This window comes from Chryseobacterium kimseyorum (assembly GCF_025971945.1).
Taxonomy (GTDB): Bacteria; Bacteroidota; Bacteroidia; order Flavobacteriales; family Weeksellaceae; genus Chryseobacterium; species Chryseobacterium kimseyorum.
This window is the reverse complement of sequence record NZ_JAPDHW010000008.1, coordinates 103,795-129,850: the sequence shown is the minus strand read 5'-3', so window position 1 is coordinate 129,850 and position 26,056 is coordinate 103,795. Positions and strand designations below refer to the sequence as shown.

Below are 26,056 nucleotides of genomic sequence, written 5' to 3'. Positions count from 1 at the left end.
TAGAAATTAATCTAAATAGTAAAATTATGGCTAAAAATATTGCAGAGCAGATTGTAGAAATGCTCGAAAATGCCAATGTCAAAAGAATATACGCCGTAACCGGCGACAGTTTAAATCATTTAAATATTGCTGTAAAAAAAAGCAGCATCGAGTGGATTCATGTTAGGCATGAAGAAGTTGGAGCTTATGCAGCTGCTGCTGAAGCAGAACTTGACGGTTTTGCAGTATGTGCAGGTAGTTGCGGCCCGGGTCACGTTCACCTGATCAACGGAGTTTATGAAGCTCACAGATCTCACGTTCCGATGTTGGTCATTGCCTCTACCATTCCAAGCAATGAAATGGGGATGGATTATTTTCAGGAGACCAATACCATAAAATTATTTGACGATTGTAGTTATTACAATCAGATGATCACGAGACCTGAACAGGTTCAGAGAACTTTGCAGACAGCGATTCAACATGCCATTTCAAAAAAGGGTGTTGCGGTAATCGGGCTTCCCGGTGATGTTTCTGAGTTGGATGCTGAAGAAGCGACGACTTCCAATCAGATTTTTAAAACCAATCCGGTAATCCGTCCGTCAGATGAAGAATTAAATCATTTGGCCGGTCTGATTAATGATAGCAAAAAGGTAACGATCTATTGTGGTATCGGTGCAGAAAAATCGAATGCTGAGGTTGTGGAATTGGCAAAATACTTAAAAGCTCCGGTAGGATATTCTTTCCGTGGAAAAATGGCTATTCAGCCAAATAATCCAAATGAAGTAGGATTGACTGGACTATTAGGTTTGCCTTCAGCTTATCACGCCATGCATGAAGCTGATCTTGTACTACTTTTAGGAACAGATTTCCCTTACGAGAAATTTATGCCTTTAAAAAATAAAATTGTTCAGATTGACGAAAGTCCAGAAAGATTGGGTCGTAGAGCAAAACTGGAGTTAGGTCTTACAGGCGATGTAAAAGAAACCATAAAAGCTTTACTTCCACTATTAAAAGAAAAGACAGATGTCAATTTCCTGAATCAGCAGTTGGAATTTTATGAAAAAGTAAAAGAACATCAGTTGACCTATGTAAAGGAATTTGGTACCGAAGACAATATTCAGCCTGAATATGTTGCTCATACTTTAGATCAGCTGGCTAAAAATGATGCGATCTTCACTGTTGATACGGGTATGTGCTGCGTTTGGGGAGCAAGATTTATTACGGGAACCGGCGAACGAAAAATGTTGGGTTCTTTCAACCACGGATCGATGGCGAATGCAATGCCAATGGCAATTGGTGCATCGCTGGCTTATCCCGGAAGACAGGTGATTGCGATGTGTGGTGACGGTGGTCTGTCAATGCTTTTAGGCGATATGGCAACTATTTTCCAATATAAACTGCCGGTAAAACTGATTGTTTTCAACAATAGAAGTTTGGGAATGGTAAAACTCGAGATGGAAGTAGGCGGAATGCCGGACAATGAAACCGATATGATCAACCCTGATTTTGCAATGATCGCTCAGGCGATGGGTTATCCCGGAAAAAATGTTCACAAGCCGGAAGAGGTTGCCGGAGCAATTACCGAATGCTTAAACCACGATGGCCCATATCTATTAAATATTTTCACGAATCCAAATGCTCTGGCGTTACCTCCAAAAATTGAGTTTGAACAGGTGATCGGCATGACTAAATCGATGGCGCAGCTGATGTTGGGCGGAAAAATGGAAGAGGCTTTAGATACTGTAAAAAGTAATTATAAACATATCAAGGAATTGTTGTAATGAGTAGTTCTTTGAAGAAATTTTATGTTATCGCCTGGGTTTTCGGGCTTGTTTTTTATTTTTTAGATTACGTCATCAGATCTGCTCCTGCAGTGATGTTGCCACAATTAGCAAGTCATTTTAAAACCAATAATCTTGATCTCGTCTGGATGATTGGAACTTATTATTATACGTATTCTACCTGTAGTTTGTTGGCCGGGATTGCATTAGACAAATTCGGAGGCAAAAAATCTTTATTTGTGGGAACCTTAATTTTAGGAATTGGTGCATTATTGTTTTTAATTTCAAGCCAGTTTGCCGGAATTTCAGGAAGACTGTTACAGGGAGCGGGTTGTGCATTCGCATTTCCTGGTTGTGTTTATCTGGCGAGTAAAGGTTTTTCTTCTAAATCTTTAGCAACCGCAATTGGTTTTACCCAATGCTTAGGAATGTTAGGTGGCGCATCAGGACAGTTTTTGGTTGGTCCGTGGGTCGATTTGGGGATGGATATTGATACATTCTGGCTTTGGTCAGGAATTTTCACGATCATTACAGCCGTGGCTCTTTATTTTGTGACTCCAAAAGAAAATTCAGAAAAGGAAGACGAAAATCATTCTAAAAAACTAGGCTATTTCGAAACGTATAAAATTGTTTTTAAAAATCCTCAATCATGGCTCTGTGGCTTAATTTCAGGATTGCTGTTTGCACCGACAACTATCTTTGCCATGACGTGGGCAGTCGCCTTTTTCGAAACGGATAAACAGTTTGCTTTTCATGACGCTGCGGTAACCAGCGGAATGGTGGCTTTTGGTTGGGTTTTCGGTTGTCCGTTACTAGGATTTATTACCGATAAAATAGGAAGAAGAAAACCAGTGTTGGTAGGTGGAGCGATTGTAATGATTTTAAGTCTTTTACAACTCGCATTTTTTCCGGAATTAATTTCTGCAAAACTCACGATGTTTATTCTGGGAGTTGGCTCTGGAGCAGCGATGATTCCGTATTCTGTGATCAAAGAGGCTAACCCTGATTTTGTGAAAGGAAGCTCAACGGGCGCAATAAATTTCATCACTTTTGGGGTTACAACATTATTAAGTCCAGTTTTTACTTATTATTTTGGAAAAAGCCTCGGTCTGTCGGATGCTGGTGTCCATTTTCAAAGCTCTTTATTTTTCTGGATTGGTGGGATTGTGTTGGCGATTTTAATTTCATTCCTGTTAAAGGAAACTGGAAGTAGGGTTAAAAATCAGACTGTAACAGCTTAAAATTTTAATTAATATAAATGTGAATAAAACTTTACACTCAGGTGTGAAGTTTTTCTTTTGTCTAAATAAGCTAATTTTTATATTTGCTGAAATTTAAAAAACCACAAATGACAATCATGATAAAAAAGTTGATAGCGTTTTCTGCACTAGCCCTGGTTTCTAATTTTCTATCTGCGCAAGTTGCCGAACCTCTGTATTATTATTATCCTCATGGTTACGAACCGTATAAAGGAGGAGACAAGGAGTTTTACAAGGACTTTCATCAGATACTTTTAGATAAAAATATGGAGCCCTGCGAAAATAAAAACGAGCTTTATCTTATGAAAGTAATAGTAACAGAAGAGGGTTCTGTAAAATATCTAAAAGATGAAATGAACTCTGGGATGGCAGAAAACAATAAATGCGCCTATAATCTCGGTCTTCAGGTCGTAAAATATATGAATAAATGGAAGCCTCTGGAGGTTGACAGTGCGAAAAAACAGGGTGTTGCAAGTTATCATATTTTCCCAGACGCTTTATTTGAAAATTATAAAGAAGGATATACGGTTGAATCTGAGCCGGCCTTGCTTGAAGGCTTACCTGATGGAATTAATAAATTTCGTTCGGAAGTGGTTAAAAAGATTCATCTGGATGGCTTTCAGTGGAAACAGAGTTTTAAGCTGGTCGCTCTTTTTACGGTAAATACTGAAGGTGTAATTGAAGATATAACACTGGAAAACTCTTCAGGCGTTCCTGAATTTGATAAAAGAATAATCAGCGGTATTAAGAATGTTAAGAAAAAATGGAGTCCGGCAAAAATTCATGGTGTTCCGGTAAGGTATAGATTCAGGCTTCCAATGAGCTTTGGGAATCCAAGTTAAACTCCTGCCATTCTGTCACAATATTTTGTATCTTTGCAAATTCAATCGATTTGAAATTTAAAGTTTGAAATTGCACAGCATTTTAATCTTAGATCTCAAATCCCAAACTCAGAAACAGTGCAAGAAAAATATATAGACGAAACCAAACAGGGCGAAGCTTTTGCAATTGCAGAGAAAACCGGAAATTCAAAAAAACTTTTTTTAGAAAGCTACGGTTGTCAGATGAATTTCTCTGACTCTGAAATCGTTGCCTCTATTCTTAATGATCAGGGTTACAACACCACACTGAAAGTTGAAGAAGCTGATTTGATTTTATTAAATACATGTTCCATTCGTGAAAAGGCTGAGCAGACCGTGAGAATGCGTCTTGCGCAGTTCAAAAATCTGAAAAAAGAACGCCCAAACATGACGGTTGGTGTTCTCGGCTGTATGGCTGAAAGGCTTAAAACTAAATTTTTAGAGGAAGAACAGTTGGTTGATCTCGTTGTTGGCCCGGATGCTTACAGAGATTTACCTAATCTTTTAAAGGAAACCGAAGACGGTAGAGATGCCATCAATGTAATTCTCTCAAAAGAAGAAACCTATGCAGATATTAATCCCGTCCGCTTGGGTGGAAATGGTGTAACTGCTTTTGTGACGATTACCCGTGGCTGCGATAACATGTGTACTTTCTGTGTCGTTCCGTTTACTAGAGGTAGAGAAAGAAGCCGCGATCCGCATTCTATTTTAGAAGAATGTAGAAGTCTGTGGGAAAGTGGTTATAAAGAAATTACCCTTCTCGGACAAAATGTTGACTCGTATCTGTGGTACGGTGGTGGTCCTAAAAAAGATTTTGCCAAAGCTTCAGAAATGCAGAAAGCTACTGCTGTTGATTTTTCAAAACTTCTTGATTCAGTTGCCAAAGCTGTTCCTCAGATGAGAATCAGATTTTCGACATCGAATCCTCAGGATATGAGCCTGGATGTATTCAGAACTATGGCGAAACATGACAACATCTGCAACTACTGCCACTTACCGGTTCAGAGCGGAAGCAACAGAATGCTGGAAGCCATGAACAGACAGCATACCCGTGAAGAATATTTAGAATTAATAAGAAAAGCGAAAGAGATCGTTCCCGATATTTCGTTTTCTCAGGATATGATCATCGGTTTCTGTAATGAGACTGAAGAAGATCACCAGGACACCTTAAGCCTGATGAGAGAAGTAGAGTATGACTACGGTTATATGTTCTCCTACTCCGAGAGACCTGGAACTCCGGCTCATAAAAAAATGGAAGACAATATTCCGGCTGACGTTAAACAGAGACGTTTGGCTGAGGTCATTGCTTTGCAGGGCGAGTTGTCTAGAAAAAGAATGCAGGGTTATGTAGGGAGAGTTCACAGTGTTTTGATTGAAGGGATTTCAAAGAAAAATAAAAACCAATGGAAAGGCAGAAACTCTCAAAATGCAGTTTGCGTTTTTGATATGCTGGAAGGTCAGAAGTTAGGTGACATTGTGGATGTTTTTGTATTTGATAATACACAGGGCACACTTTTAGGGGAAACTGTGAAATAATTAGTTTTTTATGGCAGCTTTATCCGCCCTCCGTTCCCGCTTTTTTGCTCGTCGTTCCTCCTCACAAAAAGAGCTCCACTCAAGTCGGGCTGCAAAGCAGGTTTCAAAACAAATTTTTGGGTGTATTCATTTTAAAAGAACATAAGGTTTTATACTCAACACAAAATGAAAAACGTATTTCTCATCATACTACTAATTCCTCTTCTGATTAATTGTCAGACAGAAAAATCTGCAGTTTCAAAATATCAGAATCATGTAGGAGATATTGTATTTGATGAAAAATTAGATGATTCAAGTTTTAAAAGATGCTATGAAAAAGATCTTGGGAATCAGTATTACAGCGGTCCCGGTTCTTCTTCACTACAATACAGAGGTGAGAAAATAGCGATTATCAAAGATTTGGAAAAAGCAAAAATCGTTTCATCCAAAAATGAAAATGGTTACATTACCATACGGTTTTTAGTCAATTGTGAAGGTAAAACAGGATTGTTCAGAGTACAGCAGATCAATGAAGAATATAAAGAAATGACTTTTGACAAAAAGTTTTCAGATCAGATTTTCAGTTTTACAAGAAACTTAGACGGCTGGATTCCGATGGAAGATGAAGGAAGAACATGGGATTATTACCAATATTTAACCTATAAAATTGAGAATGGAAAAGTTTCAGAAATACTACCTTAGCCTTCTAATTCTTGTAGTTTATTCTAATTTACAGTCGCAGGTAAACTGCAATGTCATGCAAAGTGACGACTGTAAAAAAGCCTGTGAAATCTACAACTATCTCGAAAAATATGATCAGGGTTCAAAAGATTCTCAGGAAGGTTTTGATAAGGCAATAGTGCTCTGTCCCGATTTTTCAAATCTTTATATGGAAAAATCAGTTCCATATTTAAAGAGAGGAGATTTTATTTCATGGAAAATACTGATTGATAAAGCCGTAGAACTTGATCCTGCTCGACATTTGGGATATCGTGGATGGTGTAAATATCAATTTCTCAGAGATTACAAAGGTGCAGTTGCAGATATTGAGGCTTTAGAGAAAATTTATCCTACAGGTTATTTAGGGTATTCTCAGAATGGAGATTACGAATTGCATATCGCAAAGGCGCTTTGTTATTCGGCCTTAGGACAAAAAGAGAAAGCAATTTCCCTGATTGAGAATCAGCTAGCAAAAAAAGATCATAATGTTGGTTTTTATGATCATTACCAGCTTGGTGTAACGTATTTCGAACTTGGCAGATACGATAAAGCTTTAGAAAATTTCGAAAAACAAAGTAAGCAGAATGATTTTGCTGAAAATATATATTTTAAAAGTAAAGTTGCGAAAATTAGAAATAAAGATTATTTAGATTTAAAAAAGATGGCTTTGACACGCTACGATGAAGGTAGAACCATGAAAGATGGTTACACTCATCATTTCAACAAAGTTTACAGAACACAAATAGAAGAACTGTAAATTTTAAAATCTTTAATTTTTTTTAATCTTTAAATCAATAAAATGGCAGACTTACAATCTATAAAAGCACGTTTCGGTATCATAGGGAATTTTCCTGCGCTCAACCGTGCACTCGAAAAATCTATACAGGTAGCACCAACAGATATTTCCGTTTTGGTTATCGGGGAAAGTGGTGTGGGAAAAGAGTTTATCCCAAAAATTATTCATTCAGAATCGAAAAGAAAACATCAGCCTTATATCGTTGTCAACTGTGGAGCAATTCCTGAAGGAACGATTGATTCCGAACTTTTCGGACATGAAAAGGGAGCCTTTACGGGGGCAACAGCAACCCGAAAAGGATATTTCGAAGTAGCAGATGGCGGAACGATTTTTCTGGATGAGGTGGGTGAATTGCCTTTGCAGACACAGGTTCGTCTATTAAGAGTTTTAGAAAGCGGTGAATTTATGAAAGTAGGTTCTTCGCAGGTTCAGAAAACCAATGTGAGAATTGTTGCAGCGACGAATGTCAATATGATGAAGGCTATTCAGGACAGCAGATTCCGTGAAGATCTTTTTTACCGTCTGAATACCGTTCAGATCGATATGCCGGCTTTGAGAGAAAGAAAAGGCGATATTCATTTACTTTTCAGAAAGTTTGCGATCGATTTTGCTGAAAAATACAGAATGCCCGAGTTACAACTTGAGGCAAGTGCAGTTCATTATATCGAAAATTACGCATTCCCCGGAAATGTGCGACAGCTGAGAAATCTGGTAGAGCAGATGACGGTTGTAGAAACCGACCGAAGTGTTACGGTAGCTAAATTGGCAGAATACATCCCGATGGATTCTCATTTACCAATGGTGGTCAACCAACCTCACGCACAAAAACAGACCGATTTTGGAAACGAAAGAGAAATTATGTACAAAATTCTCTTTGATATGAGGAATGATATTAATGATTTAAAATCCTTAACTTCGGAATTGATAAAAAACAGAGGAACATCAGATCTAAGCAATCAGGAAAAGAACTTGATTAACAGGATTTACACGCCTGAGCCGCAACAAAACGCCAGTCCGAATTCTTTGTTGTTTTTTGAAAATAATAACAGTCAGAATATTCAGAATCCAACCATTATTTCGAACTCAGACGACAGCTACGAAGATTTTGAAGATATTGAAGTGGAAGAAAACCGACCAGAATCTTTATCACTTCAGAACAATGAAAAAGATCTGATAATCAAAGCACTGGAAAAGCATAACGGAAGAAGAAACAGAGCCGCTGATGAACTTGGAATTTCTCAGAGAACACTGTACAGAAAAATAAAACAATATAACTTAGAAGACTAAATCAATAAACATTAAATCAAAAAAATTATGAACGTAAACTTAACCCCAAAGCCAATCAATTTCAAATTAGGAGATTATCTAAGCAAAGGCTTTGAGATGATGAAAAAAGATTTCGGAAATATCTTCGTAGCATTTTTGTGCTGTATGGTAATGGGAATTATTCCGTTCTGCGGTATGCTGGGCGTAGGAAATTTTTATCAATATCTTCGAAAGCTGAACAAAGGTCAGCAGGCAAGTCCGGGAGACGTTTTTAATTTCGACAAATTCATGCCCTATTTTGTAATTCAACTTATCTTGATAGGAGCATTTATGTTAATATACATTCCGTTTCTTATATTCATGCCTGCCATAGCGTATACGCAAGGTGATGATCCGTCTCCGTGGTTAGGATTAATCATGTTTCCTTTTATTCTGGCTGTGTATGCTGTTCTTATCTATTTTCTGCTGAAAGGATTTTATATTCCGGCATTGATTTCTTTAAAAGATGTAACTGATGTAAAAACTGCATGGAATATTTCAAAAGTTATGACCAAAGGTAATTTGGTATCTATATTCTTATTTTCATTGGTATTGGTTATAATCATGTATGCGGGTATTCTTGCCTGCGGTATTGGTTTATTGGCTACAATGCCATTCGTTTATGTAGGTAATTATTTTGCTTATGAAGATGCAATTTCGCAGATAGAGCACGACGAGATTTCAGAGATTGGAATCCAGGAAAAATATTAAGATTTAAAAATTATATAATGAGTCAGCTGAAAAACCTCTTTCTTTTAATTATTTGTGTTGGATTTTTAAATTCCTGCTACAGTTTTACAGGATCATCCCTAACTGATGAAAAGACGGTGCAGATCAACGAATTCCCTAATAATTCTCCATTGGTCAACCCTACTTTGTCTCAGCAGTTTTCCACAGATATTCAGAATAGATTTGTTCAGCGTACAACTCTTAAAGGAACAAAACAGAATCCTGATATTCTGATTGAAGGTGAGATTACAGACTACTCGATTACTCCAACTACGATCAGTTCAACAACTCAGAGTACATCCGCCGGAGGTGTAATTCAGGAATCTCAGAATAAACTGACAATTACAGTAAAGGTTCATTACGAAAATAAACTGCATCCTGATGTGAGTTTCGACAGAACTTACTCTGATGAGGCAGTTTTTAACAGTAATCTGTCTCAAAGTGCCATAGAAACTTCTCAGGTGAAAATCGCAACCGACAGAATTATCAACAAAATATTTAACGACATCGTAGCAAATTGGTAAGATGATAAATAATAGAGTTTTAGAATTATTAAAAAACCCGAAAAATATTCAGTCAGAAGATCTGCATCTTTTGAAGGAGGAAATTAATTCTTTCCCCTATATTCAAAACATCAGAGCGCTGCATCTGTATGGTGTGCATCTTTACGATAAAGAAAATTACCAGAAAGCACTTTCTACCACGGCAGCTTATACGACAGACAAAAAAATACTGTATCAATTAATCAACGGAAAGATTCAGCAGATTAAGCCCGAAATCGCTGTAGAAAAGGCGCAAACAGCTCCTGAAAATATCATTGACAATCCGGTTGATGAAACACCAATTGCTGTAAGTCCCGTCACGGAAAACATTGAAGTGGCAGAAAATAAAAATCTGTCTGAAGAAAAATCTGTGAGAAATACAACAAAAAATTTCTCGGATCATGATTATGAGGCAGCTTCTGAAGGTCTAATTGCCGACAAGCCTGAAATTAAACATTTGGTTGTAAAAGGTGAGCGGAACAGAATTTTGTTTGATGGTGAAGAAAATTTTCTGGATGAAGATAATAATGAAACCATTGATCTTGAATCTACGCTGGAATCTGGGGTTATTGTAACTCACAAACCAGTTTCTAACCAGAGTGATATCTCTGAACAGGATAAAGAAGATGCGATTGTGGCTGAAGAATTGGCCGGAACATCCTCGGAACCGGAAATTACTGAAACTCCATTACCGGAAACGCAGGTGGAAGAAATTACCGATAATGCTGAATTGAATTTAGAGGAAATTTTACCTGAATCAGATTTAAATAAACAGGAAGAACTAACCGAAGCTCCTAAATCGGCAGAAATCATCAATGAAGATCAGTTAGATTCTGAAAAAGTTGCTGAAAAAGTTGAGGATGTATCTGAAATAAGCTTTCAGAAAGTTGAATCATTTACTGCTGAAACAGAAATTCCGTCAGAAGAAAAACTGAATTCTGAAACGGTATCCGAAGTAGATAAAACAGAAAAAATCAGTGAGGCTCCAAAGTCTGAGATAATCATTAATGAAGATCAGTTAGATTCTGAAAAAGTTCCTGAAAAAGTTGAGGATCAATCTCAAATAAGCTTTCAGAAAGTTGAATCATTTACTGCTGAAACAGAAATTCCGTCAGAAGAAAAACTGAATTCTGAAACGGTATCCGATGTAGATAAAACAGAAAAAATCAGTGAGGCTCCAAAGTCTGAGATCATCATTAATGAAGATCAGTTAGATTCTGAAAAAGTTGAGGAAAATGTAGAGGATGAATCTGAAATAAGCTTTCAGAAAGTTGAATCTTTCCCAGCAGAAACAGCAGCTTCGAATGATGAGGATATTGAATCTCAAAAAAATAAAGCAGAGGAATTAACAGAAGTTCCAAAGTCAGAGGTGATTATTAATGAAGACAAAATCGATTCTGAAAAAGTTGCTGAAAAAGTTAATGACGATTCCGAATTAAGCTTCCATGGTACAGATTCCTTTCTTCCGGAAGTTAAGATAGAATCCAACAAAACGTTAGAAAATTCATTTGAAACTCCAAAGTCAAATATCAACAAGCATGAAGACGAAATGCGACGTTTGATAGAAGAAGTGGAGAAGAGAATGAGAGCAAATAAAGAAAACGCACCGGAAAAGGCAGATATTCATGAGGAAGAAATTGGCCACGATATCAGTTTTGCAGAAACTCAGGCTTTTCATGTAGGCGAAGAGCAGAAAGTTGCAGAAGAGGTCGTTGTGAAGGAAGCTGAGGCGATCGTTGAAGAGAAACTTGAGGAAGAGAAATCTGAAGTCGAAATTGATGAGGTGAAAGACGAAGCTCCAAATGCTGAACCCGAAACAGAAACGGTTTCAACCTGGAAACCGATGAGTTTTGAAGCTAGCCGCCCCGATTCTTTACTCAATAAGCCTGCAGAAGTTACCCAGCCGGAAAAAGAAGTTCAAATAGTCGAAGAAGCTCCGAAATCCCAACCGATAGTTGAAGAACTTCCAGCTGAACCTAAAGTGGATAAAACTGCTGAAGTGGAAGAGTCTGAAGTAGTATCTGAGACAGCTGAAAATCAAACGGACGTGGAAGAAAGTCAGGATCAACAAAATGGTGAAGTTCCAGTGATGAACGTTTCATTCTTTGGGTCAGATATTGCAAGTTTAGGACTTTCCTACAAATCTGATCAGAAAGATAAAGCAGACTCCAAAGCAGAGGAGGCAAAGATGGCTCAGAAAAAAATCGATGACAGCAATGTTCCCGGATTTATCAATACCTGGCAAAGCTGGTTGAAGATCGACCGTGTGGAAGAAACGCCAGTTGATAAAACTGAGATTAAAAATAAAGTTATTGAGTCATTCATTGAAAATAACCCTAAAATCAGCCAGCTAAAAGATGAGGTTAATTTTGTGGTAAAGGAAAAGACAGACGATATTTCGCATCTGATGACCGAGACTTTAGCCAATCTGTATATCGAACAAAAACTCTATTCCAAAGCAGTAAATGCGTTTTTGATTTTAGCGAATAAATTCCCAGACCGAAAGGAATATTTTGAAGCAAAAATTCAGGAAATTAAAGATAGCAGAAACAAGAATTAAAGTATTTTTAGACTAAAAGAAAACGGCAGAATTAAATTTCTGCCGTTTTTCTTTTTATTAATGACTAGCATTTATTTGCTTTCTGTTTTTCAGTTTTCGCCATGCTTTTCGTCCAAAAACAATAACGAGAATGAGTGTGATAATTGCAAAGATAGCCGCTATGAAAGGTGCTGCCATTGCTAAGATCGCCATAATTCCCGCACCTGCAGTTTCGGTAGTTCCAACTACTGAGTTTCCAAGTCCGCCTGTCGTTGCAGTGGATGCCGCACGAATTCCTGCAAACCCCGAACTGATTGTTGCAGCCGTTCCACCACCGGCGATCAGAGCCAATGCCCATTGCGGAAATGTGCCCAAATCGGCAAACTGGCTTGCAAAAAGTACAGATCCTGCAACCGTTGCCATTGGAATTGAAATAGTATCGAGCAAATGATCTACAAAAGGAATATAATATGCTAAAATTTCAGCAATCATTGCAATTCCTGTCGTAATTAATGCGGGTAAGCTTGAAAGCCATTCAAAACTTTCGCTCATCGGAATCCAGTGAAAATAGGAAGCTAAGCTTACTGCAAACATGGGTAAAAATACTCTGAAACCTGAAGCAGCAGCCAACCCGATGCCGATGAAGGCACTCATGATATAAGGTAAATACGGAACTTGATCTAACATTTTTATTCGTCAATTGTTTGCTTAAAGCTACAAAAAAATATAAAATGTAAATTGGAATTTAAATAATGAAATAATTGCTCTTAAAATCATCACTAAATACAGTTTAGATGTTTTAAAATATGTTTGTCATTCATTAGTAATCTCAACGACGCTTACTATAGGTGTTTAGATTCCTACGGAATGACAAACAAAATGTTTTTTTTTTGATGAAATCTGCAAAATCCGCTCAATCAGCGAGAATAAATTAAAATAAAAAAAATCTGTGAAATCCGTGGGAAATTAAAACTCAAGCCTTTTTCTGCGACTGACACAATTTAATAAACTGTGCTTCAACGTCCTGAAACTTTTCAGGCAATTCGGGAGAAACCCAAAACAGCATCGCCGCAGTTTTCTCTCCAAAAGATTCTTTAAATAAATCTTTGTTCAGACGATAGCATTCCCGCAAAAGTCTTTTAATCCGGTTTCTGTAAACGGCCTTTTTAAAATATCTTTTAGAAACGGAAACTCCGAGTTTAACATTTTCAGTCAGTAAATCAGGATGATTTTTAAGAATAATAATTCTCAGGTTACTACTGTTCTTCCACTTGCCTTTCTCGAAAAGCAAAGTGATTTCATCCTTTTTTTTAAGTTTTTCCGCTTTCGGATATTTAAAGTTCTGCATCAGCCTTTTTCACTAAATGATTGATGACTTCTGCAGCTGCATACAATCCGAAAATCGCAGGAATAAAGCTTATTGTTCCGTAAAAAGATCTTTTATAATTGCTTCCGTCGGTCATTTTCAGGCTGTCTTCATCCTGAATTTCACTTGAAAAAACACATCGGATGCCTTTGTCTATTTTTTCTTTTTTCAGTCTTTTTCTTACCTGTTTTGCAAGATGGCATTCAGCAGTTTTATGGATATCTCTTACCATCACTTTAGAAGGATCAGATTTTCCGCCGGCACCCATCGAACTTACGATTTTAATTTTTCTTCTTTTTGCGGCAATAATTAAGCTGACTTTTGGTGTGATGCTGTCTATACAGTCTAAGATATAATCGAATTTTCCTGAGTCTAAAACTTCAGCCATTCTTTCAGGATTCAGAAACTCATTGATTTTCGTGAGTTCTAATTTTGGATTAATGTCCATCAATCTTTCTGCCACCACTTCCACTTTATGTTTGCCAACTGTTGAATGCAACGCAGGAAGCTGTCGGTTAATATTGGTAATATCTACGGTGTCACCGTCTACAATAGTCATTTTTCCAATTCCGGCTCTAGCCAGAAACTCGGCAGCGAAAGATCCTACACCACCCAAACCTACTACGAGAACTGTTGCATTATTCAAGATGTTAATGCCTTCTTCTTTGATAAGAAGTTCCGTTCTTTCCAGCCAAAACTTATCCATTTTTTATCGTATCTAAATTTTCTACAATCTGTTGTTGAAGTCGTTCTATCGAAATTTTCTTTATTTCTGAAACTTTCTGATATAATTCTCTGATGTCAAAATCGTCATTATCAGTTTCTAAAAAGAGCTTATCTAAAGGAACTGTTTTCAAAGTATCCTGCAAAGATAGATGATACAAAACAGCTTTCCCAAAACTCAGATAAAAATTATTCTTCAGAAGATCATCTGCAACGCTTTGTTTTTTATTAAAACCATGAATGATCATCGCCTGTTCAGACTTTTTTCTAAAAGAAATCACTTCATAAAACTTACGGACACAATGGATAATTAGAGGTTTTTTTAACTCATTGGCCAATTGAATCTGTCTTAAAAAAAATTGTTCCTGAATTTTCATCTCCATAGAAGCCAGTCCGTCTAAACCGCATTCGCCAATGGCAAAACAATTTTCAGTAATGACAGATTGTAACCATTCAAATTGATGGTCAGGATTTTCCGGCTGAATATCCTGAGGATGAATTCCTGCGGAAAAAAGTGTGTCGGGAAGTCGTTGGCTTCCGGTTTGCAGATTATAGATTCCTGAAGCAATATTTGTCTTATGATGATGAAAATCAAAAAAATCCATACTCAAAAGTACGATAAATAAAAGTTCACCAAAAATTATTAAACGTTCGTTTATGAATATGTTAAAAATTTCTTAACTTTACTAAAAGAGCACACATGGGGAAAAAATTCACAGATAAGCAGATTCACATCCTAGATATTGCCGAAGAGTTGATCGCAAGAAAAGGCTACGAAGGAACTTCGGTTCGCGATATCTGTTCAAAAGCCAATATCAATATTTCGATGATCTCTTATTATTTCGGTTCAAAAGAAAAGATGATGTCTTATCTTTATCAGTACCGCGTCTTGAAAACCAGAGAAAATTTTTCTGAATTTGCTGATACCATCAAAGACGGTAAACCTGAAATGCAGCTGAAAGAAATGATCAAATATATCGTTGCCCAGCTTTTTAAATATAATTATTTCCATGGTTTTGTGACTCAGGAGTTACGTCACACCGAAAATCTTAAGGATGAGCTACTCGATTTTTACCAGCTGTTTGTTAAAAAATTAGATGATGTCATCAAGAAAGGCGTAACCTCAGGTGTATTCACGTTCACTCCGAAGCCTGAAGATATTCTTACCACCATTATTGGGTCAACACTTTTCGTGATTCGCAATAAGAACTTCTATGAACTCTATGTTCCCCATAAAGATGATGACTCCTATGCTAAAGAAGCTGAAAAAAAGGTGAGAATGAATCTTTTAATGAATGTTTTTGCTGTTTTGGGATACGCAGCCGACTAATTTTGCGTTAAATAATCATAAAAAAAAATCTTTTAGCAAAAAAGTTATATTTTTGCAAATTAATAGGTCGGTAAAACCGAAAACTGTTGAATTTTATATGAAGAAATATATTTTAGGTATTTTTGCCATAGCTGTCATTTCGGCTTGCACAAGTCAGCAAGATAAAGCGATGAAAAGCGCGGATAAAACTTTTATTCTGAAAGCCGCCAATGAAAATTTCGCTAAAAAGAAATGGAAAAATGCTTTGGCCCTTTACGACAGACTTCCGAATCTTGTGGCTGGAACAGACGATGCTCCGAATGTGGTTTTCAATTCTGCCTACGCGAATTATTACGATAAAAATTATAGATTAGCAGGAAGCCAGTTTAAAAGTTTTTCGGTAAGTTTTCCTCAGGATAACAGAAAAGAAGAAGCAGCTTATATGTCAGCGTTATGTTACTATAACGGGTCTATGGATTATAACTTGGACCAGACAAGTACAGAATTGGCAATCAATGAGCTTCAGGATTTTTTAACCAATTATCCTAACTCTGAAAGATCAAAAAACATCAATACGCTGATTGATGAGCTGTCGTACAAATTAGAATTTAAAGCCTACGAAAATGCGAAACAGTATTTCAAAATGGCCGACTATAAATCTACAAGTGCTGCTTTTGAAAATGTTTTAGAGGATTTCCCAAGTACAAAACTTCGTCCGAAAATCTATGATTATATGATGAAGTCGCGTTATTTGCTGGCACAGAATTCTGTGTATGATCTTAAAGACGAGCGTATTGAAAGCGCACTGTCTTTCACAAAACAGGTTGAAAAAGAACTTCCGAACACGGAATATTCTAAAACAGCTTTAGATCTGAGAGAAAAACTTGAGAAAGAGAAAAAGGATTTTGTCATCGTAAAAAAACAGACTGAAGAAAGAATCGCAGTTCTTACGGCAAGACAGAAAAAAGCGGCTGATAAGATTGCAGCAGAATCTAAAACAGAGCAGCAAATCAAGGATCAGGTGTCTAATGAAAAGCAGGCAATGCAGATTCAGAGAGACAGCGCAGCGTTGCAGACACCTCCGCCGGCAGCTACTTTCAGAATCCAAAGATAATTCGTAAATTTGCCATCTTATAAATAAATAATTTTCTGAAAATGAGTGTAAAAGATACCAAAGCAGAAGTAAATACTATTACTTACGATAAAGACAAGATTGAAGAGAAAGTAGGTTCAATCTATGAAGCTATTGTTATCATGGGGAAGAGAGCTGAGCAGATCAATGCAGAAATTCGTACTGAATTACACAATAAATTAGACGAATTTGCGGTTCACAATTCTACATTGGAAGAAGTTTTTGAAAACAGAGAACAGATTGAAATCTCTAAACATTACGAAAAACTTCCAAAACCAACTTCCATCGCTATCCAGGAATGGCTAGACGGTGAAGTGTACTTTAGAAAGACTGAAGAGAGAAACTAATCACCGAGGTGATTTTTTATAAATGAAGGTCATAAAGAAATTATTTTCTTTATGACCTTTGCTGTTGCTGGAGGTTTCCGTTCTTAGAAAAAAGAAGTATTTTAGTGCTTTAAAAATAATCTACATGAATATTTCCGGGAAAAAGATTCTCATAGCCGTTTCTGGCGGAATTGCTGCTTACAAAATTCATTTTCTCATTAGAGATTTTGTGAAGAAAGGGGCAGAAGTTCAGGTGATCATGTCTCCTGATGCTGAAAATTTTGTAACGAAGCTGAGTCTTGCCACTTTATCTAAAAATCCGGTGTATACCGATTTTTATGGCGACAACGGAACCTGGAACAGTCATGTGGAATTAGCACTCTGGGCAGATGTGATGATCATGGCACCGTGTACAGCAAACACTTTAGCCAAAATGGTCCACGGGATGTGTGATAATTTGATGATTGCCACTTATATGTCGGCCAAATGTCCTGTGTTTATCGCTCCGGCAATGGACTTGGATATGTATCAGCATCCTTCAACAAAACAGAATTTAGAATTGGCAGAAGATTACGGCCATATTGTAATTCCAGCAGAAAGTGGAGAATTGGCAAGTGGATTAATCGGGCAGGGGAGAATGGCTGAACCGGAAACCATTTCAAAAGCTGTAGAAGATTTTTTCAGCTTAAATGAAAAAAAGTCACTTCAAAATAAAACAGTTTTAATAACTGCGGGACCAACCTATGAAGCAATTGACCCTGTAAGATTTATAGGGAATCATTCTTCAGGGAAAATGGGATTTTCTTTAGCTGAAGAAGCTGCAAAGCGTGGTGCGAAAGTGATATTGATTTCAGGCCCGAGTTCTCTGAATCCAAAACATGAAAATATTCAGCTTCAGAGAGTGACTTCCGCAAAACAAATGCTTGATAAAGTATTCGAATTTTATGATGGAATAGATATTGGAATTGCCAGTGCAGCCGTTGCCGATTACGCACCGAAAGTTGTAGCCTCAGAAAAAATTAAAAAGAATGAAGATTCTTTTACGATTGAATTGATTAAAAATCCTGATATTCTGAAAACGATGGGAGAAAAGAAAGTAAATCAGTTCTTAGTGGGATTTGCGCTCGAAACTCAAAATGAAGAAGAAAATGCAAAAGGTAAACTGGAAAAGAAAAATCTTGACATGATCGTTCTCAACTCCCTTCGAGACGAAGGTGCAGGATTTAAGCAGGACACCAATAAAATTAAAATATTTACTAAAACAGAGAAAATAGAATTTGCCCTGAAATCGAAAGAAAATGTAGCAAAAGATATTCTCGATACCATTGAAGCTCAGATTCTAAAATAATTTTTATAAATTTCCGTTCTCAACATTTACAGATCAATGAAAAAATATATATCACTTCTATTTTTACTTTTATTTTTCAATTTTAGTTTCTCTCAGGAACTTTTGGCGACGGTTCAGGTAAATGCTCAGCAGTTGGGAGGAAGTAATCAGCAGGCATTTAAAGCTTTGGAGAAAAGTCTTAGAGATTTTGTAAACAATACAAGCTGGACTGGTAAAAAACTTCAGAATTTCGAAAAAATAAAATCAAATTTCGCGATCGTTCTCAGTGAAAGAGATGGAAATAAATACAAGGGAAGTATCGTTATTCAGGCGGTCCGTCCGGTTTTCAGTTCTTCATACGAATCTCCGCTGATCAATCTGCAGGATACAAAATTTGCTTTCGACTACGTAGAAAATGAAAATTTAATTTTTAATGAAAGACAATTTTCAGGGAAAAATTTAATTGATGTCATCAGTTTTTATGTGTATCTGATTTTAGGTTATGATGCAGACAGCTTCCAGGCTGCAGGAGGAACACAGTGGTTTACAAAGGCACAGCAGATTGCCCAGAATTCTCAAAACAGAGGTTACGAAGGTTGGGGACAAATCAACGATCCTCGAAGCCGTGCGATTCTGATTGGTGAAATTTTAAATCCAAATCTTGCTCAGCTTCGTCAGACGATGTACACATATCACAGAGCAGGTTTAGACGGAATGTTCAATCAGGATCAGACACAGTCTAAAAAGATTATTTTTGATGCCTTGATGCAGTTGAAAACTTATGAAAATTCTTTTCAGCAGAATTATTTCTTCAATACATTTATCAATACCAAGAATGATGAGATTTTCAATATTTTCAATTCAGGAAACAACGGTGGGATCGTATTGAATGACCTGAAACAACTGATGATCATTTTTGCACCTAAGTTTACCGATACCAAATGGAATAAGTGGAGGTAACGCATCTTGTTCTTGAATTCTGAATTCTAAAATTTTATATTTGCAGTATAAAGAAATCTGCCACTCATCATGCTTTCGAGAATATACATTAAAAATTTTGCCCTTATTGATGCACTGGATGTGTCTTTAAAAAATGGTTTACAGGTGATTACCGGAGAAACCGGAGCCGGAAAATCTATCATTTTGGGTGCGCTTCGATTGATTTTAGGCGAAAGAGCAGATGTAAAATCTATTTCAAAAGCCGAGGAAAAAAGTGTTGTAGAAACAGAATTTGACCTGAATAATCAGTTTAAAAAATTCTTTATCGAAAACGATCTCGATTACGAGCATCAAACGATTATCCGTAGAGAAATTTTACCTTCAGGAAAATCCAGAGCATTTATCAATGACGTTCCCGTAACTTTGGATGTGTTGAAAGAACTGACTTCGCAGCTGATTGATATTCATTCTCAGTTTGAAACGTCTAATCTCTTTACGGCAGATTATCAGTTTAAAATCATCGATGGACTTTCAGATAATAAAAAAATTATTGAAGACTATCAGCAGGATTTCTTAGAATTTCAAAGTTTAAAAACTCAGCTGAAAAAATTCCAGACTCAACTCTCAGAAAATACTAAGGAAAGTGATTATAAACAGTTTCTGCTGAACGAACTTGAGGATTTAAAACTGGATGATGTAGATTATAACGATTTGCAGAATCAGCTTTCTGTACAGGAAAATGCAGGAATGATTTCTGAAAACATTGCACAGATACTCTCAAGATTTCATCAGGAAGAAATCGGAATTCTTTCTTTCTTCAATGAAGCTAAAAGTAAACTGTCGAAAATTGCCGATGTGTCTCATTCTTTTTCTGAATTGGATGAACGGTTAGAAGGCTCTTTTGTTGAATTGAAGGATATTCTTCAGGAACTGGAAGATGAAGCGGAAAAAATTGAAATCAATCCTGAAAATTTAGCCATACTTTCTGAACTCAACAATAAAATCAATGCATTATTTCTTAAGCACAACGTTTCTGACCTTGATGAATTAAAAGAAATCAGAGATCAGTTATCGGGCGAGCAGAAAGGCACTGTAGAGATTGAAGCTTACATTGCAGAGATTGAAATCAATATCGCTAAAAAAGAAAAATCACTTCAGTCTTCGGCTGAAAAACTTTCTAAGAATAGAAAGAAAACTGTTCCTCTTTTCATTAAAAAAGCTGAAGATTTATTAAAGAAATTAGGTCTTGAAAAAGCCAAAGTAGACATCGAATTAACCGACGTTCCGGAATTTAATCAATTCGGAAAAGAAAATATTCAGCTTTTGTTTCAGGCGAATTCAGGTTTTCCTTTAAAACCGATTCAGACTGCTATTTCCGGTGGTGAACGATCGCGTGTGATGTTGGCGGTAAAGAAAATTATTGCCGAAAGCGATATGCTTCCCACACTTATCTTGGACGAAATAGATACAGGAGTTTCCGGAAAAGTAGCCGAAGAAATCGGAAATCTGATGCGCGAAATGTCTCAGGATATGCAGCTGATCGTCATCTCTCACTTAGCTCAGGTTGCTGCAAAAGGAAATGATAATTACAAAGTCGTAAAAGAAGATATCAATGGTAAAACGCAGTCGACAATTATTACCTTAAATGAAGATGAAAAGTTGAACGAGATTGCGCAGTTGCTTTCCGGAAGCAAGATTACGGAGGCGGCGATGGCGCAGGCTAAAGAGCTGATCGGGTAATGCTTTTAAATGTTCAATTTTAAAGTTTAATGTCTTATAATTCCAATTTATCTTTTTTGGAGCTAAAAAGTTTTGTAGTTAATCTAAATATATATCAGCTTCTTACAATATTAAAATCCAATTAAAATCCCTGTTTCAGGACAAATTTGTAACAAATTCTGCCTTATATTTACTAATGTAAAAAAGTAAACTATGTTTAAAAGGTTTCTGAAGCTGGAGTGGAAGAGTTTTTTCAGAGGTTCTTCGGTCGGGATTAATCTGGCAATGAAGATTTTGAGAATCGTCGGGATTTGTTTCTTTGTTTTGTGGCTTGCAATGATGTCTTTCATTGCTTATTTCTATGTGCAGGAAGAAATGAATGAGGATCCGTTGAAAATAATTTCACGTTTTCTGATTATTGGCTGGCTTATAGATTTGGTTTTCAAATACATGATTCAGCAGATTCCAACCCAGAATATCAAACCTTTTCTTACTCAGAATATTCCTAAAAAAGTCGTCGTCAATTATACTTTAATTAAAACTTTTCTTACGCCGCTGAGTTGGTTTAATTCCATATTTTTGGTTACATTCTGTGGAATTTTAGCTTTCAACGGCTACGGTTTTCTTGGGATTTTCACTTGGTTTATAGGAGTTTCCTCTCTGTTTTATCTTAATAATTTTATCAATCTTTTATTTAATGATAAAGAAAGTGTGGCGATCGGAGCAGGAATTTTGATTGCAGTTTTTGCTGCTTTAAATTATTACGAAATTGTCCCTATTTTATCTTATTCAGAAAAGATTTTCTATAATTTGTACGAACGACCTTATTTTGCGGTAGTTCCTGTTATGCTTTTCCTTGGTCTGTGGAGAATTACCTTTAATTACATCCGAAAAGGTTTTTATCTTGATGAAGGTCTTGAAGCTAAAAAAGAAATCGGAAAAACCGAAAACATCGTTTTCCTGAACAAGTACGGAGCAATCGGAACATTTATCAACAATGATATTAAAATGCTGAAGCGAAACAAAGTGACTAAAGGTGTTGTAATAGGCAGTTTCATGTTTGTGTTTTACGGTTTGCTGATGTTTTCCAATAAATATTACCAGACTCCTGCAGCGCTGATGTTTATGGGACTTTTTGTAACCGGAGGTTTTCAGTTTACTTTCGGTGGGCGGGTTCCGGCTTTCGACAGTGCCTATTATCCTCTGATGATGACACTCAACGTGCCGTATAAAGAATACATCAAAGCCAAATGGTGGCTCATGAATATTGTAACGGTCTTTTCTATCGTCTTGGCCTTATTCTACGTATACTTCGGATGGGATGTCTACCTCGCATTTTTTTCGGCGGGAATTTACAATATCGGTGTCAACTCACAGTTTACCCTTTTGTCGGGCGCTTACAATAAAAATCTCATCGATTTAAATTCAAAAGAAAAGAGAGTTGGGCAAAAAAATACATTCACTTTTAAAACGATTATTCTGATGGTGCCAAAAATGCTTTTGCCAATGGCTGTTTACGGGATTTTCTTCTACTTCTTCGGAATTACTGCAGCGGTAACCAGCATCGCAGTTTTGGGTCTTTTAGGATTTATTTTCCGCGAAAAAATCTTCGATATTATTATTAAAGTTTATAAAACCGAGAAATACAGTACGATTGACGCTTTTAAGAAAGATTAAGTTGAAAGAACCAAGTTAAAAGGGAAAAGACCCAGGTTTGTTAAAGAAAACTTAGGTGACCCGAAAGGGTCAAACAAAAGTAGCCATGGGTGAAATAGATTAAAGAGATTCGGCGAAGCCAAACCCATGGGAATTAAAATGTAAAATTTATTATTTAACATCCTTCATTAAATATCAAACACCCAACATTGAACAACATGATTACAATACAAAATTTAAAGAAAACCTACGGAACCGCAACCGTTCTCAATATAGAAAATTTAGAAATTACAAAAGGCGAAACGTTCGGCTTGGTTGGAAACAACGGAGCGGGAAAAACAACGCTTTTCAGTTTAATGCTTGATTTAATTCAGCCTACAACAGGTTTTGTAAGCGTTGATAACATTAAAGTCAACGAATCTGAAGCATGGAAAAATAAAGTTTCAGCATTCATCGACGAAACTTTTCTTATTGGATACCTTACGCCCGAAGAATATTTCTATTTTATCGGAGAATTAAGAGGGCAGAATAAAGCTTCTGTAGATGAGTTTTTAAAGCAGTTCCATGATTTGTTTAATGGCGAAATCGTCAATGCAGGAAAATACGTCCGTGATCTTTCAAAAGGAAATCAGAAAAAAGTAGGAATCGTTGGAGCCTTAATTGGTAAACCGGAAATTATTATCCTGGATGAGCCTTTTGCTAATTTAGATCCATCAACGCAGATCAAACTTAAAAATATGATCCGTGATTTTGCAAGAGAAAACGGAGTGACATTTTTAATTTCAAGCCACGATCTTGCTCATACAACAGAAGTCTGCAACAGAATTGTGGTTGTGAATAAAGGCGAAGTCGTACGTGATATCCAAACCACTCCCAAAACCTTACGCGATCTTGAAAAGTATTTTGAGGATCAGGTCAACTCAGCAAAACATGAAGTTGTTGAGGCGCCTGTAGTTACTGAGGATTTACCAAAAGAAAATACGGGCGGAACGTTTTGATTAAATCTAAAAGATATCAACAGTAAAATTAAAAGCCCTGAAAGGGCGACAACATCAGCATCGGGTGCAGTCCGATGTTCATGTTTATTGTGATTAAAAAGCCCAGAAAGGGCGACTTCAACATAATCGGTGCATCATTGTGCATCATATCAGAAATATTTAAAATAATTTCAAAAAAATACAACATTCATTTTCAGTGGGTTACAAAAATTTTAAAAAAAATTAAAAAAAGTTTGTAACCATTTTAAACTTTTGCTGTCTTTAGTATAGAAATCGAAGATTCGACGAAGTCAAATAGAATAAACCATGAAGCTTTTGTTTGGAAATAAAAAAGATGATTTGCTAAGCCGCCTCAAAAGGCAGGATCCGGCTGCGCAGAGAATCTTTTATGATCAGAGTGTAAAGAAATTCCTGAGTGTGGCTAAAAGCTACGTCAGCGATATTTATCAGGCTGAAGACTGCGTGATTAAAGCATTCTGCAAAATTTTTAAACATATCGAAAGTTTTCGTGGCGAAGGAAACTTCGAAGGTTGGGCGAGAAAAATTGTAGTCAACGAATGTCTCAATTTTATTAAAAGCCGCAAAACGGTTTTTTATCTCGATGACGTTCATGCTTCTGTTCTGGAAGATTTGCAGGAAGAGATATTTGAGTTTGATTTTAATGCTCAGGAACTTTTAGATCAGCTTCCGGATGCATACAGAATGGTTTTCAACCTCTATGTAATTGAAGAATATTCGCATCAGGAAATCGCAGATACGCTGAACATTTCTCTGGCGGTAAGCAAAACCCAACTCTTCAGAGCAAAAGAAAAATTAAGAAAGATTTACTTTCAACAACAAAAACAACTGAAAAATGAACTCGTTTAATAATAGTTTTGAAAAAAACATCAAAAAACAAATCGATGAAAGAGAGCTAACTCCTTCAAGAGATTTGTGGGCAGAAATTCAGGCTCAGACTGAAAATTCAAGTTCAATGAAATCTAAATTTAACTGGGTTTATCTGGCTGCGTGCTTTGTTGTAATCTTCGGTTTGGGAGCAGTACTTTTTTTGAATAATGATGATGATCCCAAAATACAGATGGCTGAAGCGGTAAAAACACCTTCTTTAGAATCTGAAACTGTTGCTCAACCCGAAATCATCAATTCTCAGGAAATCATAACAGATCAAGATCAGGAAAAACTGACTCAGGTAAAGAACCAGCCGTTGCAGGAAAATGTTGTACATGAAATTCAGACTCAACCTAATCTACCGCTTGTAAAAGAAAATCCTTCTGAGGTTGCTTCTCAGATCATTCAGAATTCACCTGCTAAAATCATCGCAAAATCTGATTCTGTACAGGTGAAAAAGAAAAAAAGATATGTTGATCCTTCAACTTTGCTTTTCTCAATCGAGCATAAGGAAGTCATCGATAAATCTAAAGACGGTAGCAACGTTGCAACCATCGATCTGAATAATAAATAATTCAATTTTAAACTAAAAAATAATAATACTATGATTAAGAAATTTATCATCACAGGAATGTTGTGCCTTGTTGCCAACTCAGTTAATGCACAGAAAAAAACATTGGGAATCAATCTTCAGTCTAAAGAAGATACCACGGTAAGCCCGATCGTTAAAGAGAAAGTTGAAGAATACGCTGCGAAAATCAACGGAATTATTCAGGAAGAAAAAAAGTTAATGGAACGCGAATTGGCGACTCTTCAGGCAAAAAATTTAGAAAAAGCTGAATTCGACAGACACAAGGCACAAATTGCAGACAGCTATTCGGATAAAATAGACACAAAAATTGAAGCCTTAGGTTTTGATTTAGATCAGGTCATTCAAAAACAGGTAAGATATTCTCTTCTGAATTCTGATGTAACTTCAAACGAAGAGTTGAAGGCACAATTGCTTAAGAAATACCGTCCCACAAAAAGCCTTGAAGGATATTTCTCTTACGGAATTATGACATTGACGAATGATAAACCGGATAATGATTTGGATAAAAACCTGGGTTACGCCAACAATCTTGAGTTCGGGTTAAAATTCAATTACCAATTTAGCAGAACGAGCCCATGGGGATTGATTTCTGGATTAGGTTTTTCATGGAGAACGGTTCGTCCGGACAATAATATGATTTTCGCTAAACAGAACAGCGATGTGATGTTGGCAAAATATGAAGGAAGCTTAGATAAATCTAAATTGAGAACAGGTTATTTGATGGTGCCTTTTGGTTTTCAGTATAATTTTTCTAAAATTAAAAATGCCGGAATGGATGTTCAGTACAGACCTTATTCAGATGGTTTGAGAATGACTGCGAATGTGTATGGAGGTGTAAGAATGTCAACGAATAATATCGTTAAAGGAGACAGCCAGAGTTTCAGAGACCGTTCCAACTATCAGGTGAATCCTTTTGTTTATGGGGCTCAGTTTACTGTTTCTTATGACAATCTTAGTGTTTTCGTTAAAAGAGATTTCAGCAACTTCTTCAAAGATTCTTATTTTGAAAACGATAAAGCTTTGGTTTTCGGAATTGCTTTAGGCTGGTAAGATTTT

26 protein-coding genes are annotated in these 26,056 nt (G+C 36.5%); 21 read left to right on the top strand and 5 right to left on the bottom strand.

Annotation, left to right across the window (positions count from 1 at the left end):
• Window positions 1-26: 26 nt before the first annotated feature.
• From OMO38_RS12700 to OMO38_RS12655, 10 genes are all read left to right on the top strand, one after another.
• A complete protein-coding gene (locus OMO38_RS12700; protein ID WP_264750550.1) occupies window positions 27-1,760 on the top strand; it encodes a thiamine pyrophosphate-dependent enzyme in 1,734 nt (577 codons plus the stop codon).
• Window positions 1,761-1,771: 11 nt separating this feature from the next.
• A complete protein-coding gene (locus tag OMO38_RS12695) occupies window positions 1,772-3,001 on the top strand; it encodes an MFS transporter (protein WP_264750549.1) in 1,230 nt (409 codons plus the stop codon).
• 107 nt (window positions 3,002-3,108) lie between these two features.
• Entirely contained in the window at window positions 3,109-3,861 is a 753-nt protein-coding gene (locus tag OMO38_RS12690; RefSeq protein WP_264750548.1) for an energy transducer TonB family protein, read from the top strand.
• Window positions 3,862-3,978: 117 nt separating this feature from the next.
• Window positions 3,979-5,415: a tRNA (N6-isopentenyl adenosine(37)-C2)-methylthiotransferase MiaB gene (miaB, locus tag OMO38_RS12685; protein WP_264750547.1), complete on the top strand. Its 1,437-nt coding sequence runs from the start codon at window positions 3,979-3,981 to the stop codon at window positions 5,413-5,415.
• Between the two features lie 165 nt (window positions 5,416-5,580).
• Complete coding sequence (locus OMO38_RS12680) at window positions 5,581-6,096, top strand: hypothetical protein (protein WP_264750546.1); 516 nt, start codon at window positions 5,581-5,583, stop codon at window positions 6,094-6,096.
• Window positions 6,068-6,871, top strand: a complete 804-nt coding sequence (locus tag OMO38_RS12675) for a tetratricopeptide repeat protein (protein WP_264750545.1) — start codon at window positions 6,068-6,070, stop codon at window positions 6,869-6,871. Before OMO38_RS12680 ends, OMO38_RS12675 begins: the two co-directional genes overlap by 29 nt.
• 42 nt (window positions 6,872-6,913) lie before the next feature.
• Window positions 6,914-8,197, top strand: a complete 1,284-nt coding sequence (locus tag OMO38_RS12670; RefSeq protein ID WP_264750544.1) for a sigma-54 interaction domain-containing protein — start codon at window positions 6,914-6,916, stop codon at window positions 8,195-8,197.
• A 27-nt stretch (window positions 8,198-8,224) separates the two neighbouring features.
• The gene (locus OMO38_RS12665) at window positions 8,225-8,926 is read left to right on the top strand and encodes a hypothetical protein (RefSeq protein WP_047443484.1); all 702 of its coding nucleotides are present in this window, start codon (window positions 8,225-8,227) and stop codon (window positions 8,924-8,926) included.
• Window positions 8,927-8,943: 17 nt separating this feature from the next.
• Entirely contained in the window at window positions 8,944-9,468 is a 525-nt protein-coding gene (lptE, locus tag OMO38_RS12660; RefSeq protein ID WP_264750543.1) for an LPS assembly lipoprotein LptE, read from the top strand.
• Between the two features lies 1 nt (window position 9,469).
• The gene (locus tag OMO38_RS12655; RefSeq protein ID WP_264750542.1) at window positions 9,470-12,046 is read left to right on the top strand and encodes a midas domain-containing protein; all 2,577 of its coding nucleotides are present in this window, start codon (window positions 9,470-9,472) and stop codon (window positions 12,044-12,046) included.
• A gap of 57 nt (window positions 12,047-12,103) precedes the next feature.
• On the opposite strand, the gene OMO38_RS12650 is transcribed toward OMO38_RS12655, so the two are convergent.
• The 4 genes from OMO38_RS12650 to OMO38_RS12635 all read right to left on the bottom strand — a co-directional run bounded on the left by OMO38_RS12650 (window position 12,104) and on the right by OMO38_RS12635 (window position 14,719).
• Complete coding sequence (locus OMO38_RS12650; RefSeq protein ID WP_264750541.1) at window positions 12,104-12,712, bottom strand: DUF4126 domain-containing protein; 609 nt, start codon at window positions 12,710-12,712, stop codon at window positions 12,104-12,106.
• Between the two features lie 286 nt (window positions 12,713-12,998).
• Window positions 12,999-13,373: a ribonuclease P protein component gene (gene rnpA / locus OMO38_RS12645; protein ID WP_264750540.1), complete on the bottom strand. Its 375-nt coding sequence runs from the start codon at window positions 13,371-13,373 to the stop codon at window positions 12,999-13,001.
• Window positions 13,360-14,097: a tRNA threonylcarbamoyladenosine dehydratase gene (locus tag OMO38_RS12640; protein WP_264750539.1), complete on the bottom strand. Its 738-nt coding sequence runs from the start codon at window positions 14,095-14,097 to the stop codon at window positions 13,360-13,362. The genes rnpA and OMO38_RS12640 overlap by 14 nt, the downstream gene beginning before the upstream one ends.
• The gene (locus OMO38_RS12635) at window positions 14,090-14,719 is read right to left on the bottom strand and encodes a TatD family hydrolase (RefSeq protein WP_264750538.1); all 630 of its coding nucleotides are present in this window, start codon (window positions 14,717-14,719) and stop codon (window positions 14,090-14,092) included. The genes OMO38_RS12640 and OMO38_RS12635 overlap by 8 nt, the downstream gene beginning before the upstream one ends.
• Before the next feature lie 95 nt (window positions 14,720-14,814).
• Between OMO38_RS12635 and OMO38_RS12630 the strand changes: the two genes are divergently transcribed.
• The 8 genes from OMO38_RS12630 to OMO38_RS12595 all read left to right on the top strand — a co-directional run bounded on the left by OMO38_RS12630 (window position 14,815) and on the right by OMO38_RS12595 (window position 23,520).
• Window positions 14,815-15,444 (top strand): TetR/AcrR family transcriptional regulator, encoded by a 630-nt coding sequence (locus OMO38_RS12630; protein WP_264750537.1) that lies wholly within the window; start codon window positions 14,815-14,817, stop codon window positions 15,442-15,444.
• A 97-nt stretch (window positions 15,445-15,541) separates the two neighbouring features.
• Window positions 15,542-16,537: an outer membrane protein assembly factor BamD gene (locus OMO38_RS12625; protein WP_264750536.1), complete on the top strand. Its 996-nt coding sequence runs from the start codon at window positions 15,542-15,544 to the stop codon at window positions 16,535-16,537.
• 41 nt (window positions 16,538-16,578) lie between these two features.
• Entirely contained in the window at window positions 16,579-16,902 is a 324-nt protein-coding gene (locus OMO38_RS12620) for a DNA-directed RNA polymerase subunit omega (protein WP_129535667.1), read from the top strand.
• A gap of 124 nt (window positions 16,903-17,026) precedes the next feature.
• Window positions 17,027-18,229: a bifunctional phosphopantothenoylcysteine decarboxylase/phosphopantothenate--cysteine ligase CoaBC gene (coaBC, locus tag OMO38_RS12615; protein WP_264750535.1), complete on the top strand. Its 1,203-nt coding sequence runs from the start codon at window positions 17,027-17,029 to the stop codon at window positions 18,227-18,229.
• 36 nt (window positions 18,230-18,265) lie between these two features.
• The gene (gene porD, locus OMO38_RS12610) at window positions 18,266-19,168 is read left to right on the top strand and encodes a type IX secretion system protein PorD (protein ID WP_264750534.1); all 903 of its coding nucleotides are present in this window, start codon (window positions 18,266-18,268) and stop codon (window positions 19,166-19,168) included.
• A gap of 69 nt (window positions 19,169-19,237) precedes the next feature.
• On the top strand, window positions 19,238-20,887 hold the full coding sequence (locus tag OMO38_RS12605) for a DNA repair protein RecN (RefSeq protein ID WP_264750533.1): 1,650 nt from the start codon (window positions 19,238-19,240) through the stop codon (window positions 20,885-20,887).
• A gap of 192 nt (window positions 20,888-21,079) precedes the next feature.
• Window positions 21,080-22,543, top strand: a complete 1,464-nt coding sequence (locus OMO38_RS12600) for a DUF5687 family protein (RefSeq protein ID WP_264750532.1) — start codon at window positions 21,080-21,082, stop codon at window positions 22,541-22,543.
• A 197-nt stretch (window positions 22,544-22,740) separates the two neighbouring features.
• On the top strand, window positions 22,741-23,520 hold the full coding sequence (locus tag OMO38_RS12595; RefSeq protein WP_264750531.1) for an ABC transporter ATP-binding protein: 780 nt from the start codon (window positions 22,741-22,743) through the stop codon (window positions 23,518-23,520).
• Between the two features lie 28 nt (window positions 23,521-23,548).
• Here the strand turns inward: OMO38_RS12595 and OMO38_RS12590 are convergent, their stop codons facing one another.
• Window positions 23,549-23,707 carry a hypothetical protein gene (locus OMO38_RS12590; protein WP_264750530.1) on the bottom strand — a complete coding sequence of 53 codons (159 nt, stop codon included), beginning with the start codon at window positions 23,705-23,707 and terminating at the stop codon, window positions 23,549-23,551.
• A gap of 119 nt (window positions 23,708-23,826) precedes the next feature.
• On the opposite strand from OMO38_RS12590, the gene OMO38_RS12585 reads away from it, so the two are divergent.
• Genes OMO38_RS12585 through OMO38_RS12575 form a run of 3 tightly spaced genes read left to right on the top strand, consistent with a single transcriptional unit; the run spans window position 23,827 to window position 26,050 of the window.
• The gene (locus OMO38_RS12585; protein WP_264750529.1) at window positions 23,827-24,387 is read left to right on the top strand and encodes an RNA polymerase sigma factor; all 561 of its coding nucleotides are present in this window, start codon (window positions 23,827-23,829) and stop codon (window positions 24,385-24,387) included.
• The gene (locus tag OMO38_RS12580; RefSeq protein ID WP_264750528.1) at window positions 24,374-24,982 is read left to right on the top strand and encodes a hypothetical protein; all 609 of its coding nucleotides are present in this window, start codon (window positions 24,374-24,376) and stop codon (window positions 24,980-24,982) included. Before OMO38_RS12585 ends, OMO38_RS12580 begins: the two co-directional genes overlap by 14 nt.
• A gap of 30 nt (window positions 24,983-25,012) precedes the next feature.
• The gene (locus OMO38_RS12575; protein ID WP_264750527.1) at window positions 25,013-26,050 is read left to right on the top strand and encodes an outer membrane beta-barrel protein; all 1,038 of its coding nucleotides are present in this window, start codon (window positions 25,013-25,015) and stop codon (window positions 26,048-26,050) included.
• Window positions 26,051-26,056: the final 6 nt, after the last annotated feature.

Excerpts from the sequence above, each read along its gene's own strand:
- OMO38_RS12700 (WP_264750550.1), top strand. The coding sequence starts at position 27 with ATGGCTAAAAATATTGCAGAGCAGATTGTAGAAATGCTCGAAAATGCC.
- OMO38_RS12690 (WP_264750548.1), top strand. The coding sequence starts at position 3,109 with ATGACAATCATGATAAAAAAGTTGATAGCGTTTTCTGCACTAGCCCTG.
- OMO38_RS12680 (WP_264750546.1), top strand. The coding sequence starts at position 5,581 with ATGAAAAACGTATTTCTCATCATACTACTAATTCCTCTTCTGATTAAT.
- OMO38_RS12675 (WP_264750545.1), top strand. The coding sequence starts at position 6,068 with ATGGAAAAGTTTCAGAAATACTACCTTAGCCTTCTAATTCTTGTAGTT.
- OMO38_RS12670 (WP_264750544.1), top strand. The coding sequence starts at position 6,914 with ATGGCAGACTTACAATCTATAAAAGCACGTTTCGGTATCATAGGGAAT.
- OMO38_RS12665 (WP_047443484.1), top strand. The coding sequence starts at position 8,225 with ATGAACGTAAACTTAACCCCAAAGCCAATCAATTTCAAATTAGGAGAT.
- lptE (WP_264750543.1), top strand. The coding sequence starts at position 8,944 with ATGAGTCAGCTGAAAAACCTCTTTCTTTTAATTATTTGTGTTGGATTT.
- OMO38_RS12655 (WP_264750542.1), top strand. The coding sequence starts at position 9,470 with ATGATAAATAATAGAGTTTTAGAATTATTAAAAAACCCGAAAAATATT.
- OMO38_RS12650 (WP_264750541.1), bottom strand. The coding sequence starts at position 12,712 with ATGTTAGATCAAGTTCCGTATTTACCTTATATCATGAGTGCCTTCATC.
- rnpA (WP_264750540.1), bottom strand. The coding sequence starts at position 13,373 with ATGCAGAACTTTAAATATCCGAAAGCGGAAAAACTTAAAAAAAAGGAT.
- OMO38_RS12640 (WP_264750539.1), bottom strand. The coding sequence starts at position 14,097 with ATGGATAAGTTTTGGCTGGAAAGAACGGAACTTCTTATCAAAGAAGAA.
- OMO38_RS12635 (WP_264750538.1), bottom strand. The coding sequence starts at position 14,719 with ATGGATTTTTTTGATTTTCATCATCATAAGACAAATATTGCTTCAGGA.
- OMO38_RS12630 (WP_264750537.1), top strand. The coding sequence starts at position 14,815 with ATGGGGAAAAAATTCACAGATAAGCAGATTCACATCCTAGATATTGCC.
- OMO38_RS12625 (WP_264750536.1), top strand. The coding sequence starts at position 15,542 with ATGAAGAAATATATTTTAGGTATTTTTGCCATAGCTGTCATTTCGGCT.
- OMO38_RS12620 (WP_129535667.1), top strand. The coding sequence starts at position 16,579 with ATGAGTGTAAAAGATACCAAAGCAGAAGTAAATACTATTACTTACGAT.
- coaBC (WP_264750535.1), top strand. The coding sequence starts at position 17,027 with ATGAATATTTCCGGGAAAAAGATTCTCATAGCCGTTTCTGGCGGAATT.
- porD (WP_264750534.1), top strand. The coding sequence starts at position 18,266 with ATGAAAAAATATATATCACTTCTATTTTTACTTTTATTTTTCAATTTT.
- OMO38_RS12605 (WP_264750533.1), top strand. The coding sequence starts at position 19,238 with ATGCTTTCGAGAATATACATTAAAAATTTTGCCCTTATTGATGCACTG.
- OMO38_RS12600 (WP_264750532.1), top strand. The coding sequence starts at position 21,080 with ATGTTTAAAAGGTTTCTGAAGCTGGAGTGGAAGAGTTTTTTCAGAGGT.
- OMO38_RS12595 (WP_264750531.1), top strand. The coding sequence starts at position 22,741 with ATGATTACAATACAAAATTTAAAGAAAACCTACGGAACCGCAACCGTT.
- OMO38_RS12590 (WP_264750530.1), bottom strand. The coding sequence starts at position 23,707 with ATGTTGTATTTTTTTGAAATTATTTTAAATATTTCTGATATGATGCAC.
- OMO38_RS12585 (WP_264750529.1), top strand. The coding sequence starts at position 23,827 with ATGAAGCTTTTGTTTGGAAATAAAAAAGATGATTTGCTAAGCCGCCTC.
- OMO38_RS12580 (WP_264750528.1), top strand. The coding sequence starts at position 24,374 with ATGAACTCGTTTAATAATAGTTTTGAAAAAAACATCAAAAAACAAATC.
- OMO38_RS12575 (WP_264750527.1), top strand. The coding sequence starts at position 25,013 with ATGATTAAGAAATTTATCATCACAGGAATGTTGTGCCTTGTTGCCAAC.